The sequence below is a fragment of the Brachybacterium tyrofermentans genome (assembly GCF_014897585.1).
Classification (GTDB): domain Bacteria; phylum Actinomycetota; class Actinomycetes; order Actinomycetales; family Dermabacteraceae; genus Brachybacterium; species Brachybacterium tyrofermentans.
On sequence record NZ_JABUXW010000008.1, the window covers coordinates 1 to 13,016 of the forward strand.

16 protein-coding genes are annotated in these 13,016 nt (G+C 65.8%); 1 reads left to right on the forward strand and 15 read right to left on the reverse strand.

Annotated elements, in window-relative coordinates; genetic code table 11:
- Window positions 1-306: 306 nt before the first annotated feature.
- From INT49_RS07065 to INT49_RS07085, 5 genes are all read right to left on the reverse strand, one after another.
- A complete protein-coding gene (locus INT49_RS07065; RefSeq protein WP_193117026.1) occupies window positions 307-516 on the reverse strand; it encodes a hypothetical protein in 210 nt (69 codons plus the stop codon).
- Between the two features lie 11 nt (window positions 517-527).
- The gene (locus INT49_RS07070; protein ID WP_193117027.1) at window positions 528-1,439 is read right to left on the reverse strand and encodes a hypothetical protein; all 912 of its coding nucleotides are present in this window, start codon (window positions 1,437-1,439) and stop codon (window positions 528-530) included.
- 21 nt (window positions 1,440-1,460) lie between these two features.
- Window positions 1,461-3,497, reverse strand: a complete 2,037-nt coding sequence (locus tag INT49_RS07075; RefSeq protein ID WP_193117028.1) for a hypothetical protein — start codon at window positions 3,495-3,497, stop codon at window positions 1,461-1,463.
- Window positions 3,498-3,754: 257 nt separating this feature from the next.
- Window positions 3,755-4,552, reverse strand: a complete 798-nt coding sequence (locus INT49_RS07080; RefSeq protein WP_193117029.1) for a hypothetical protein — start codon at window positions 4,550-4,552, stop codon at window positions 3,755-3,757.
- Window positions 4,549-8,040: a phage tail tape measure protein gene (locus INT49_RS07085; RefSeq protein ID WP_193117030.1), complete on the reverse strand. Its 3,492-nt coding sequence runs from the start codon at window positions 8,038-8,040 to the stop codon at window positions 4,549-4,551. Before INT49_RS07085 ends, INT49_RS07080 begins: the two co-directional genes overlap by 4 nt.
- A 30-nt stretch (window positions 8,041-8,070) precedes the next feature.
- Here INT49_RS07085 and INT49_RS07090 point away from each other — a divergent pair, with 30 nt between their 5' ends.
- A complete protein-coding gene (locus INT49_RS07090) occupies window positions 8,071-8,385 on the forward strand; it encodes a hypothetical protein (protein ID WP_193117031.1) in 315 nt (104 codons plus the stop codon).
- On the opposite strand, the gene INT49_RS07095 is transcribed toward INT49_RS07090, so the two are convergent.
- From INT49_RS07095 to INT49_RS07140, 10 genes are all read right to left on the reverse strand, one after another.
- A complete protein-coding gene (locus tag INT49_RS07095) occupies window positions 8,382-8,612 on the reverse strand; it encodes a hypothetical protein (protein ID WP_193117032.1) in 231 nt (76 codons plus the stop codon). The genes INT49_RS07090 and INT49_RS07095 overlap by 4 nt on opposite strands.
- A 95-nt stretch (window positions 8,613-8,707) precedes the next feature.
- On the reverse strand, window positions 8,708-9,277 hold the full coding sequence (locus tag INT49_RS07100; RefSeq protein ID WP_193117033.1) for a hypothetical protein: 570 nt from the start codon (window positions 9,275-9,277) through the stop codon (window positions 8,708-8,710).
- A gap of 143 nt (window positions 9,278-9,420) precedes the next feature.
- Window positions 9,421-9,945 carry a phage tail tube protein gene (locus tag INT49_RS07105; RefSeq protein ID WP_193117034.1) on the reverse strand — a complete coding sequence of 175 codons (525 nt, stop codon included), beginning with the start codon at window positions 9,943-9,945 and terminating at the stop codon, window positions 9,421-9,423.
- 2 nt (window positions 9,946-9,947) lie between these two features.
- Entirely contained in the window at window positions 9,948-10,109 is a 162-nt protein-coding gene (locus INT49_RS07110) for a hypothetical protein (protein ID WP_193117035.1), read from the reverse strand.
- Window positions 10,109-10,525, reverse strand: a complete 417-nt coding sequence (locus INT49_RS07115) for a hypothetical protein (protein ID WP_193117036.1) — start codon at window positions 10,523-10,525, stop codon at window positions 10,109-10,111. The genes INT49_RS07110 and INT49_RS07115 overlap by 1 nt, the downstream gene beginning before the upstream one ends.
- Entirely contained in the window at window positions 10,522-10,905 is a 384-nt protein-coding gene (locus INT49_RS07120) for a hypothetical protein (protein WP_193117037.1), read from the reverse strand. The genes INT49_RS07115 and INT49_RS07120 overlap by 4 nt, the downstream gene beginning before the upstream one ends.
- Window positions 10,895-11,347 (reverse strand): DUF6093 family protein, encoded by a 453-nt coding sequence (locus INT49_RS07125; RefSeq protein ID WP_319021541.1) that lies wholly within the window; start codon window positions 11,345-11,347, stop codon window positions 10,895-10,897. The genes INT49_RS07120 and INT49_RS07125 overlap by 11 nt, the downstream gene beginning before the upstream one ends.
- Entirely contained in the window at window positions 11,347-11,724 is a 378-nt protein-coding gene (locus tag INT49_RS07130) for a hypothetical protein (RefSeq protein WP_193117039.1), read from the reverse strand. Before INT49_RS07130 ends, INT49_RS07125 begins: the two co-directional genes overlap by 1 nt.
- A 15-nt stretch (window positions 11,725-11,739) precedes the next feature.
- Entirely contained in the window at window positions 11,740-12,078 is a 339-nt protein-coding gene (locus INT49_RS07135) for a hypothetical protein (protein ID WP_193117040.1), read from the reverse strand.
- Entirely contained in the window at window positions 12,075-13,004 is a 930-nt protein-coding gene (locus INT49_RS07140) for a phage major capsid protein (protein WP_193117041.1), read from the reverse strand. The genes INT49_RS07135 and INT49_RS07140 overlap by 4 nt, the downstream gene beginning before the upstream one ends.
- Window positions 13,005-13,016: the final 12 nt, after the last annotated feature.

The window sequence follows — 13,016 nt, forward strand, 5'->3', positions numbered from 1 at the left end:
CGCGAACAGGGAGATCAAACGTCCGCCCACAGGGAGATCCCGATGTCCCTTGACACCAGTCTGGGAGACCCAGAAGGTTGTGGACTCCGGCGAAACGGATGGCTCGATGTGTTCGAGCACGGCGGGAGGGAGCAGGCCCTCAGCGGTCGCGCCGACCATCTTGTCGTACGTAGACATTGTTCCCCTTTCGGGCATAAGAAAAGCGCCCGTGCGATGCATGGGCGCTTGGTGGAGTGGGGTGCCTATTCGGTCACTGATTCCTCGTCGACGGCGTGCAGGTCGATGCCACCGTCGTATGGGTCTGGGTCAGGCATCGGCACTCATAGCGGCGATCTGTTCCTGGGTCAGTGCGTCGGTGAGTGCCTGCTCGTCCCCGCCGCCGTCGCGGTACACCTTCGCCAGAGCCTCGATCTGTTCGGGGATCGCCGCGAGGTTCACGCGCCGCTCCTGCTCGGTGATGACCGCCCGGCGAGACTCGTCGAGTTCGTCATCCGAATACGTGCGGTAATCGTCCATTTCTGCTCCGTTCATGCCGGTTTGCCCGGTGGCATTGAGGGGGTGCTCTCCTGGGTCATCCACGACACGAGGCCCTGGATCGGCTGCACTGCACCTGCGCCGTCCTTCGCGCTGTAGATAACGAGGGAGCCGTTCGCCGCCAGCCGGACAGGCCCGAGAGCCTGGGACTGATTGACAAAAGTGTTCGCCGAGGACCGGCTTGACAGCGTCGGAGCCAGCGGAACATAGGACCAGTTGCGTGCGGTCCTGAACCCGTCCGGGATGGTCACGCCCCAGGAGTGCCACGTAGCAGAGGGAACGTCCGTGACGAGCAGGTTGTAGAAGTCGAGCCACACCGTCGATCCGGTCCGGGCAAGGTACAACTTCCCCGACGTGACCGGGACCGGGATCAGCGACGTGATGTCGCGCCACCCCGAGTCGTAAGCATCACTCGAGGGGGCCACTGTGTCGTACAGGCCCACCACGGCAGTCTCGACAAGGTCACCAAAGCCGCCGCCTGCGCCCTGGCGCGCCACCAGGCCCCAGTCCGCAGCGGAGACGCCAGGTTCGCCTGTGTCGCCAGCAGTCAGCCTCGCCCACGAGTCGCCACCGTGAGTGACGACGTCGTTGACCCGGTAGGTCTGGCCCGCCTCCCACGCTCCGACGTAGGTCATGCCCTCCATGCCCGCGATGTCAGCCGCAAGCACATCGTCGCGGGCGAGCGACGCGGACTCCACGGTCGAGGTGTATGACGTCGCGCCCGCGAGCCCGGCATCCACATAGCCCGTCGACGCCTTCCCTGCGAGATCCGAGTTGATACTGCTCTCGAGATCGTCGATAGCGAAAGCGGTTGTCGATGCGACCTTCTGCATCTCTGCGGCGCCCGTCTTGATGTTCTCGTCGTTCGCTGGCGCGGTGATTCCGCGGCCCATGTTCGGTGCCACAAGGGCCCCCTTTCGTGATGGTCACCCCAGCGGGGTGTTGCCGAAGTCTGTCCAGGTGTCCCCAGCCCGGTCAGCACCGAAGTCCGACCAGGTTTCCCCGGCGCGTGCGGCACCGAAGTCGTTCCAGGTGCGGGCGAGACTGATGACCGTGGTGGGCATCAGGCCGATGGACTGCGTCATGGTTCCGGCTGCGAGATCCACACGGAGCCGGTTGCTGGTCACCACGCCGGTGATGTCCAGCTCGGTCCGGTCCGGCATGACGGCGCGCACCCGGTCCCCGACCTGTAGGGCGAGGGCCGGCATTACATCGAGACCGTCGATCGTTGGCCGCGGCTGGGTGAGGGACGCTGCGGCGTAGTCGGCGGTCTGGCCCGCGTAAGTGGCGGACTGGATCCACCAGCCCGGATCGTGGGTGAAGTCCGGGGCTGCGCTATCGCCCCTGATGGACGATGTTGCGACGTCGTCCATGAACACGATGCGGCGCTTGCCGCGCAGGATCGGAAGCCTCTCGCCCCGGTTCCGTTGCCACAATGCCGTGTCCGTCTCGTACTCGCCCGGCAGTTCGAGCGCGGCCTGCTCGCCGGACTGCAGGTTGGTGACGGTGTGCTCGAACACGAACGTGTCATCCGTGACGCGGCGCACCGACGGGATGATCGAGTTTGTGACCCGCTCACCGCCCGTGTCGTTGACCGCGATCCCGCCGTAAACGGACTTGATGCCCCGGTTGATGACGTAGTAGTTCGGGGTGTTCGCGGAGTACCGGATCGGGTCGAGGTCGACGCCGAGCCAGATCTCATCCGAGGGGACGTTCACGAAGACCTCGGACGTGTCGCCCGCTTCGAGAGTGTCGCCCGAGTTCTGCCACAGGGTGAGGTTGGTGCGCCACCGCATGGTTACCATCGGGTCCCGGTACTTCACGTGCACGCGACGGCGGGCCGACTCGGCACTGTGCGACCAGGACAGTTCCTTCACATGGTCGGCCCCGGTGAGGGTGCCGACTGTGCCGCGTGAGGCGAGGAGGCCCCGGTCCCACCACTGCAGCACGTCGAGTTCGTCGATCCACCACTGGGCGAACTCGGCGTCCGCGAGATCGTTGAGCAGGTCGAGGACGTTGCCGTTCACCTGCGTGGGGAGGCCCGTCAGGGAGTTACGCCCGGACATGGACGCGTTGATCACCGCCGACGGCGTCGAAGACAGTGGCCCCCATTCGATGGTGGGATACCCGGCCTGGAATGCTCCCTGCGCGTCGGTACCGTTCGCCCAGATCTGGGTGACCACGCCGGACAGGTCGCCGGACTTGATCGTGGCCGTGCCGGTGCTGATCGTCGACAGGGTGCCGTCAGCGTTCCGGAAGCGCAGTTGCGCGGTTAGCGTCGAGCCTGAGCGGGAGTAGCGGACAGCGACCCGTGTCGCGTTCCCCTTCGTGGCAGACACCAGATCAACCGGCGAGCCTGACGAGGGGTAGTAGCGGGCGTACACGGTACCGGCAGCGTGACCGATCGCGAGATCGCCCGACCCGACACGCACTCGAAGGAACGTCGACCCGCCGTCGAGGTCGACAATCTCCTGCGTGATCTCCATCGGACGGTTGAAAGTCAGATCGAGGCCCGACCAGGAGAACGGCGCGTACGTCGCGGTCACGTTGTGGACCGCCATGCCGTAGCTGGTCTTGCGCCAGTTCGGGTACGCCTGGCCTGACGCGTCCGGCTCCTGCTTCACCGAGGTCAGGCAGTCGCCGCGCTCCGGCCACGTCGACCCCTGGAATGTCACCGACGAGAAGCAGTACGCCGATGGTGCCGGGGTCGCGTACCGGCCCGCCGCACGCAGCAGCCGGTCGGTGATCCACGTGGTGTGCAGGTAGATGTACCGGTGCGTGTTCGTGTCAACCAGGGACGGCATGATGTCCGACAGGGCAGGCAGAGTGACGAGGGTGTCGAGGGCGCGGTAGTTGTCCCGGACGCCGAAGCTGATCGTCCTGCTCGTGTCAGTGCCGGAAGGGTCAACGACCACACCCTTGAGCTGCGTCCACTCGGTGCCGGTGCCGTCGGAGAGGATCACCTCAACACGAGCCTGCGGGCGCGGAGGCCACACCGGATCAGTGCCCCACGGATGGTGGACACGGTCGTCGACAATGTCGCCCCACGTGGCAGTCACGTCGCCGGTCGCGGCAGTGAACCCCGCACCTGTCGGGAGCCCGGACGGGATCTCGCGATCCACCGACACGGTCTGCACGCTCGCACCGATGTCCCGGCCATCGACCAGGATTCGCCCCGTGATGTCGTAGACGTTCGATGTAGTGACTCCACCTACCTGCATTACCCGACCTCCGTGACTGTGAAGCTCGCATCTTCGAGCGTGAGCCTGGACTGGGCGATGATGAGTTCCCGAGACAGGCCGTGCACGACCGTGCGGGTTGCGCCCCGGCCCGGCGCGTACGGCATCAGCGAACTGGTCAGCGAGATTGCGATGCCTGCTGTCTGCTGCGCCCACATCTGGAACGTCATCGACGCGGCCCCCGGAGGGGGCGTCAGGGTGACGTGACGGCGCGTCAGTGTGCTCGTGCCTGTGAACCGTGTTGACTCGGTCGCGATGTACTCGCCAGCCGCGCCGCGCCAGATCACCGAGATCTGCGTGTCGCCAGAGACGGTCCCGCCGCGCATCCACGCCGACACAGTCACCGGGACACCCTGGGGGATCGGGACTTGATCCAACAGTCCGTTCCGGTAGGGGAACGAGAAGTTGTTGCCCGAAGCGGCGACCGCCTTCACGAACAGACCCGGCTCAACCTCCACCAGGCTCGCGTCGAGACCCGTGTGAGTCCCGACTGCGAGCGCCGCGTAGGCAGGGGCGAGGATGTTGTGCAGCACCGCGTCATCCGGGTAGTACACGAACGGCGGCATGGAGAAGTCGGCCAGATGCTCGAACACGGCCATGTCCCGCGGTGACACGGCCCCGATGTCCACGGACCACTCGCGGAGCACCGACCGGCCAAGGAACGCCTTGCGCCGCGACTGGGTGTCCTCGAACAACACCGCCCGCCCGCCCCCACTGGAAAGGCGGGACGGACAGGCGACCTTCATCAACGCGCCCGGTGTACCGATGTACGTCGTCATCGTGCCCCCATCGCTCGTGAGTTGGACTTGCCGCGCTGGTAGAGACCCGCCGCGACACGGTCAGTGACCTGAGCGATGACAGTCGCGGACTGGAGTCCACGCACCATCGCGGCCTCGATCCCTGCCTGGTCGACGGACGCCGTCACCGGGCCCGACTGCTGGGCACGCTGCTGCTGATAGGCCGGCGCATACTGCACGGGCGCCACCGACCCGTTCTCGACGCCGCCACCCGTTGCCAGGTGGAGCGTCTTCGCGCCGGCGAGGATCTGCTGACGGAGCGAGTAGATCGCCTGGTGTCCGCCTGCGACACCGACCTCGTTCGCGGTCCACACGTGCTCGTTGTTCGACAGCTTCGCGTCGATCGAGTCCGACGTGCCAGTGCCGGGACCGTGGACAGCGCCACCCGATGCGAACCGAGACGAGCCGCCACCACCCTTGAATCCAGGGTCGGAGTACGAGACGTTGATTCGCGCCGTACGTGTGCGCGCCGCGTAATTGATGGCGTTGTTGGCTGATCCCGTGTTGGCGTTCACGTCGATGGATCCGCTCGAGCTGTTCGCGTGCCCTACGGCGCTGTCCGTCGAGCCGATTGCGCCCGAGTTGTTGCCGTCGATGTCGACAGTGCCGCCTGAGCGGTTGATCGCCGCGATAGCGACACCGAGCGCCTGATCTGCGGGGTACGTGGTGCCGTCAATGGTCACCGTGCCATCGGAGTTGTTGATGATCCCCACCAGCGAATCCAGCACCTGATCGCCAGGTGTCGCATTGCCGTTGATCGTCACCGTGCCGCCGGCACTGTTGACCGCCAGTGACAGCTGGTTCAGCTCCCAGGAGGCGGGCTCGATGTCGGCATTGATCGGCACGTCACTCGTGTAGACGTCACCGACCTGGGAGCCCCAGATCGTGACTTCCTCCTGCGCACCCGACGTGTCCGCGTCGACCGGCACCTCGGGCGGCTCCTCGGACAGGATGCCCGTGGTGAACTCATCCCACTCGCCTTCGGCGGGGGCAGTATCTGCACTGATCGGCACCTCGGGCGGGTTGTAGCCGAGATCGTCCCAGTGCGCCGCCCAGTCAGCCTTCGCCTGGTCGGTCTCGAGCTTGACGAGAGTCTCGATCTCCTCCGGTGTACCGAGCAGCTGATCGACGTACTCCTCGGCAATCTCCTTGCTGCCCGTCATCTCCGTAGCGACGTCGATCAGATCCTCGCGGGCCTTCTCAAGGAACGTCCCCGACTTGCCCTCTGCGGCGAGAGAATCCGCCGTAGCGAGAGCCTGGTCCGCCAGGTCCAGGAGAGCGGTCTTGTTGGCGTCAGCCGCCTTAGTGCCGTCCTCCCAGTGCTTGCCGTTCTCGTCGACGGCCTTGCCGGCCTCCTTGAGAGACTCCTTGTAGTCCATCGCGGCACGCTCGGCGGTAATGAACTCGTTCGACAGGTCGTTCAGGGACTTTCGGTAGTCCTCCGTCGCTGTCGCGGCCTCCTCGGCCGCGCTAGCCGCACCATCGAGACCTTCCTCGAGGCCTGCGGCGGCAGCACCTGTCTCATCCATTACTGGGGCGAGCTCGCCGGTGGCGATCTTCGCCAACGTGGCATTATCGGCCGTCAAACCCATCTCGGTTGCGATCGGTTCAAGGGCGGTACGGAGTCCCGGCATCTGGGCGATGATGTCCTCAGCCGTGTACCCGTACTCGGCGGCAGACTCCACCGCGGCATTAAAGGTCTCCGACAGATGGTCCATCGTGCCAGCCATCGCGAAAGTTGACAGCGCCTGGTCGAGTGAGGAGATCTGCTCCTTCGCAAGCGACACATCACTGTCGAACAGCCCGAACACAGAACCAGCAGAGTCCAGGGCCTTCATGAAGCCGCCCATGTTGACGGACTCGATTGCGTACCCGAAGTCCTTCACGGACGCGCCACCCGTGCCCGTCACAGCCACCATTTCGTCGATGTCTGCTGCAGTGACGACAGCGGTGGCGGCGAGGTTCGCCAGCTTCGACGACATCTCATCGGCAGACACTGCCGTATCTGAGAACAGCTCAGCAACCGCGCTCGCCCCGGCGAGCACCGCGAACGCGGCGCCCGCAATGCCTGCGGCCCTGCCAACCTTGCCCATCCCGGACGCGACGCGTGGGTTGATGTCCGCCAGAGTCTTGAACGACTGGACGGTATCCATCACTCGCGGGAACAGTAGAAGGAAGCCGCCTGCCCCGAGACTTGCCGCACCTGCGATACCGGCCAGGCCGCCGAGCGCGGCGTGGATTGGCCCGGGCAGATCCGCGAACCAACCCGCCAGGTCCGCAACGCCGCCAGCCGCATCGGCCACCGCAGGGAGGAAGACGCCTCCGATGCTGATCCCAGCGTCCACGAAGGCGTTCTTCGCGATCTGCACGCGAGACTCGGCGGTCTTGTACCGCTCATTGGCCTCTTCTATGAGGGCGGTACCCTTCTCGAACTCAGAGTTCCCCAGCGCCATCGCGTCGGACATGACTCCAGTCGCGAGCGCGAGACGACGCATTGTGTCCGCTTCACGCAGGCCAGTGATGCCGAGCTCTGTGAGGACCCCGTTCGTGGACATCCCGAGCGCGGACGTGTCCGACAGCCCCTCAGTGAACGCCACGAGCGCCTGGGCCGGGTCGTTCTGCCATGCCTCGGTGAACTGTTCGGCAGTCATGCCGGAGACCGCCGCGAATAGGTCGAGCGAGTCGCCGCCCTCTTCGACAGCCTTGCTCATGCGGTTCATGCTCTGCGTCATGGCAGAGCCGCCTGCCTCAGCTTCGATGCCTACCTGAGACATCGCAGCCGAGAGACCCATGATCTCGCCCTCGGAGAGGCCGGCCTGCGTGCCAGCAGCCGCGAGGCGCTGGGAGAGTGCCACGATCTCCGATTCCGTCGTGGCGAAGTTATTGCCGAGGCCCACCACCGTGGCGCCCAGTCGACCGATATCGCCCTGGGATGTGCCAGTGACCGTGATGAAGCGGGCCAGGGCGGTCGCGGCTTCGTCTGCGGAGAGGTTCGTCGCCTCGCCCATGTCGATCATCGTGCGGGTGAAGCTGAGGATGTTCGGGGTCGCGATACCGAGCTGACCTGCAGCCTCAGCTACGGCTGCGATCTCCTGATGGGACGCGGGAAGCTCGCGTGCCATTCCGCGCAGGCCGGCTTCGAGTGCCGCGAATTCGGACTCCGAAGCGTCAACCGTCTTGCGGACGCCTGCGAACGCGGACTCCCAGTCCATCGCGGCCTTCGTTGCGAGACCGAGGCCACCCAGAGTCGCAGCGCCAAACGCCGTCAGTGTCGTGCCAGCAGTCGTCCACGCCGCCTGGTTGTTCTTTGCGGACTGGACCATCCGGCCCATCGATGTCTCTGCCTGCTTCGCAGACTGCTCCGTGGCCTTCGCTGTAGACTCGGCAGCCTTCGTCGCCGCATCGAACTGCGACTTGAAATCCTGGACATTCGCCCGGAGAGTGACTGTAATGCTGCGGTTTCCGGCCACGAATGCCCCCTATTTGGTTATGGAGTCGCCATGAACGGCCCACGCGGAACGGTCCTGCTCGCTGTGCTTCTTGTGATTTCGGGGTACCTCGGGGTCATCGCCCGGGCCCTCACGGGGTTGCCTCTGTTTGGGCTTATGGGGCTCGCCGGGTTCCTGTTCGCAGCCGCGCTGGTCTTGGGCGAAGTGCTAGCTCGGTTCCGCTCCGGTCTTGCCGAGCCGCGAGTCAAGGAGCGCAAGCCGAAGCCGGACGGGGAATACCGAGAAACCAGAGATGGCGGGCCCGTGCCGACCTTCCTCGACCCGCCGAAGCGGTCAATCCGCGAGGACTACTACCGGGGCCCCTAAGCGCTCCCGTCCCGCCAGCCCACAAGTAGCCCGCGCTCGCGCACGTTGCCCTCCTTGGACTGCTCCTCCGTGTACTCCTCGACCGCGACCAGCCACGCACACGTCGACTCGACTGGCTCGGGTTCCGGGTCCGTGAAGGTGGGGGAGTCTTCATCGCACTCATCGCGGTAGTGGCGAGCGCCCGCGCCGGACGGGCACAGCTCGGCGTCATGCACCTTCCGCGCCATAGCCAGCAGACGATCGACTTCATCCCAGCCAGGGGGGCCACCCAGGAAGTGGGACAGCGTCGTGCCCCACTCCCGGGCGACGTCCTGGGTGTCTCTCAGTCCCGGGAATCGTCGGAGGACTCGGGCGAGAAAGGGACGCTCGGAAGCACCTTCCCTGCGGATCGCAGCTCCGTCGCCGTCTGGTAGAGCGTCAGGGTCGGCCCGTCGCCGAGCTTCTGCCGCATCTTCGTCACCTGGCTGCGGGACAGCTTGGGAGACACCGTCGCCTCGGCCACGAGCGCGTCGCCGACAGCGACCTGGTCCGGCTTCATGCGGACCTGCTCCTTGCCATGCTGATCCGTGTACTTCTGCTCGATCTCGGGCACGCCGGCAGCGACGTCGCGAACTTCCTCGTTCGTGAGCGCCTGCAGAGTCACCTCGATCGCGGACTCGGCCAGCTTGTCGAGCACGGCCTGATACTGCTCGCGCAGTTCCTCGCCGGAGACATCATCCATCGACGGATCCTGCTCCTGATCGGCCGCGGTGATCTTCTCCTCGATGCGCACGAGCTCGCCCATGAGGGACCAGTCGCGGTACACCTTCACGGTCGCCTGCGGGCGCGATCCCTGGTCCAGCCAGTCATCGAGGTTGAATTCTTCGGGGGTGTCGCCAAAGTTCTCAGTCATGTCCTTCTCCTTCTCCTGTGTTCCTGTGTCCTGTGGGGTGCCCCCGAAGGGGCGGGCCGACGGAGCGCACAGGAAACACTCGACGCCGGCCCGCAGGCATAGAAAAAGGACCCCGTCAGGAGTCCTCCGTCATGCCGGTCTTGTCACGCGCCAGCGGCGATCTCGCCCTTCCAGGCGTTCCGAATCGCCAGCGGCACGATCCGCTTCTGATAGCCCTCGCGGGACGACGGACGCTGCGGCTCGTCGGTGACGACCTGGTACAGCTCGTACTCGTCACCCGAGGCCAGCGCCTCACGGGACCGCTTCGACGTGTCCCGGATCAGGACGTACAGCTCGGTGTCCTTGTCCTTGAGGAGCTGGTACACCTCGTCACGAACGTCGCCATCCGTGCCCTCCTCGGACGCGCCCATCTCGTCGAAGAATCGGAAAGGCGCCACGTTCCCCTCGAAGTTCGACTGCCCGAACTCCGTCACGGCGATCTCGTCGCAGATCGCCGGGTCAGAGAACGTCGCCGACGCGGCAGCGCTGATCCGGGAATCAGCCGAGGAGATCGCGCACGATGCGTCGATCCCGGCCTGCGCCTCGGTCAGGGTGACAGCGGTCGGGTCGGCGGGCGGTGCGGACAGGAGCATCCACTTCTCACGGCCTTCGGCCTTGGACTTGGGCATGGTCAGCCCTCCTTCGTGCTTGCGGCCTTCGAGGCCTTCGAGGCCTCAGCGGCCTTCTGAATGGGGGTCTTGCGGAGGTTCGGGAAGATACCGAACCACTTCTCAGGGACCTTGTACGGGATCTTCCGCCCCGTGGTCTTGTCGTACGCGTCGACCTTCGCCATCACGCACTCCCTTCTGTCGTCTCGACTCGATAGGTGAGGACGCCGAAGTACGGATACCGTGCCCCGCCGCCCGCAGTAGGTAGCTGAACCTCACGGTCCACCTGGACGGGGCGCACTTCCTGCCCGGCCAGCTCGAAGCCGTGGCGCCCCGGAACGTCCACCACGGCCCCATCGAGGAGATCCGCGATCGTGGACTGCAGCTGACGCGCGGCGCCCGCCACCGTCGACACGCACGTGACGCCGATATCGCCCACCACCTCGACCCGCGAGCCCGCGACGTCGACGGAGAACCGCTCGAAATCGCCGCCCCACAGGACGATGTACGGGAACACCGGCTCGCTGCCGGCGTCCGTGTCGTAGACGGTGTACTTGGCGGGGATGAGCGCCTTCACGGCCTTGAAGTGCTCAGCGATCACAGGACACCATCCAGCAGCTTGACGAGGGCGTTCTCGAAGTTGTCGCCCTCGGACTCGAGCGCATGCGCCGGGTCACGAACCGACGCGCCACCGCCCCGGGATCCGCCCCAGTAGGCGATGTGCGCGAGCTTCGCGCCGCCGCCTCGGGACTTGTCCGGGCCGATCTCCGCCTCGACATCACCACTCGAAGCAGTCACGTCGAAGGAGATCGTGCGAGCGATGTGGCCGAAGTGGCGGGAGCCGCGGAAGTCGCTCTGCATCGTCTTCTTGATGTTCAGCGCGCCCTTCTTCACGACCTGCGGAATGCCCTTCGCGACCTTCGGCGTGAACGCCTGCAGGTCTCGGGTGAGATCCCGCAGCTGGGACACGTCAGCCGGCATCGACGACACCTCCTCCGGTCTGGACGACCTCGAGCACGTTGAAGCGGACCGCGGTGGCCCACGTCTTATCGCCGTCGATGCGCACACGCACCTTGAGGCCGACGAGACGCTCGTTCCTCGACTCCATGCACTCGACGATGTCGCCGGTCTGCACTGACGTCGTGCCGATCGGGAAATGCACCTGCCGGACACCAGCCGTCCAACGCGCCCCGCCGGCATCGGGTGTCGACGGGTATGGATCCGAGTGCTGGAACTTCGCCAGACCCTCGTAGACGATCAGCGGTTCGGGCTCGAGGACGTTGCCGTCCGCGTCCCAGGATGGTTCGCCGTCAGGATCTGCGCGAGTGACGCGGACCGTGTCCGTCATACCTGCTTCCGCTCGCGCCTGAAATCCGGGCATCTCTCGTGCGATCTGTCGCCAGTGGTCATCCATCACGGACATCACCAGCTCGGGTTGATCGAGAAGGCGCCAGAGCGGCGGCGGGGGCGGAGCCTGGACAGCGAATCGTCGGGGAAGTACAGCAGCCCCGCAGACACGGCAGAGTCGATCGTCCGAGACACCGTGGCGTCATCAATCGTTGTCGACATCTGCCGCGTGAAGTCCGGGTTGACCATGACCCGCTTGAGGGCCATCGCAATCTCGAACCTCACCAGTTCCTCAAGCTCCGGGTCGGCGGCGACGCGATCAGCGAGCCCCGGCACTTCTCGCGCCAGGATCAGCCATGCGTAGCGGGCGAGCCCGTTGACCGTCGCCTTCTCGGCGTCAGTGAGGGGCCGCCAGATCGCCTCGACATCCTCGGGTGTAACGATGATCTGCACAGCCCCTCACCTTCTTCACTCGGTCGGCTTGCCGGCCGCAGCGATCGCCTTGATGATGTCGTCACGCTCGGCGGACTCGTCGACGCTCACGCCGACCGATTCCGCGTATTCGCGCCACGCGCCCTTTGCGGATCCGGGGCCGGACTTCGCAGGCGGCTTCACGTCGCCCTGCGACTCCTGACCCTCGTCCTCCGCAGACTCCTGGCCCTCGGCCTTCTCGATGTACCCCTCGCGCTCGAGGCGCTTGAGGTCGTCGCTCTTCACGCCACTGGGGACGGTCGCCCCGGTGAGCAGCTGACGCCACTCACCGGAGACGACCACCGCGATCAGGGGAGCGGTCACGACATGGGTCACGCGGTGATCCCGGTCAGCTTGATCGCGGCACCCGGATCGGTGATGTAGTGAGCGAGCGGACGACGGGCGCGGAGACGCCACTGATCGTTCAGCTCGTCACGAATCGACTTGGTCTCCACACCGGTCGCGGCAGAGCCCTGGTAGTTGCCGCCCAGATCCTCGAACGCGATACCGCCGAGGAAGTTGGTGTCGGCGATGAACGCCTCGGCACCGGCGGGCAGGTAGTTGGTCGGCAGCACACGCAGACCACCCACGATGGGGAACGACCCGGAGTAGGCCGGGTTGCTCCGGTCCTCACGCGCGTAGAACGCGGCGAGCTGCTGGTCCGAGGCGAGGAGTGCGAACACCTCGTCGTTGACGACGATGACGTTCGGGTCGTAACCCTTGTCCAGCTCGGTGACCTTCGCCTTGGCGAGCAGGATGTCACGGAGGACCTGGGGGGTATCGCCCGTCCCATCCCACGGTGCCGCAGCCCCGTAAGAAGCGGACACGGCGGACCCGATCAGCGACAGGCCGATGCTGTCGGTCTTGCGGACGTTGCTGTTGACCAGCTTGTTGAAGCCGCGATCGACCTCGTTGAGGCCGGACCGCTTCACCTTCTCGTCCGTGATGATCGTGTCCTGGCCGATCTTCTGGATCTTCGCGACCGCGGGGGCGACCTCGGAGATCGGGGTCAGCGGGTATTCGCCGCCGGGGGAGATCGGCTCGGGCTCCCGGACGGTGAAGTTGTCCTCGTCGACCTGGTACTGCACGGCACCGCCGGACACATCAGGGGTGCGGCCAGCGAGCAGCACATCAGTGACGTACCGCTGATTGGCGAGCTCGTTGACGCGGCGCTGCACGAGCGTCGGGGAGTTCAGGAACTTCGAGACCTGAACGCTGTCGCCGACCACAGTGGGGCCGGTGCCGGGGTAGGTGTATGCCATGGTGGCGTCTCC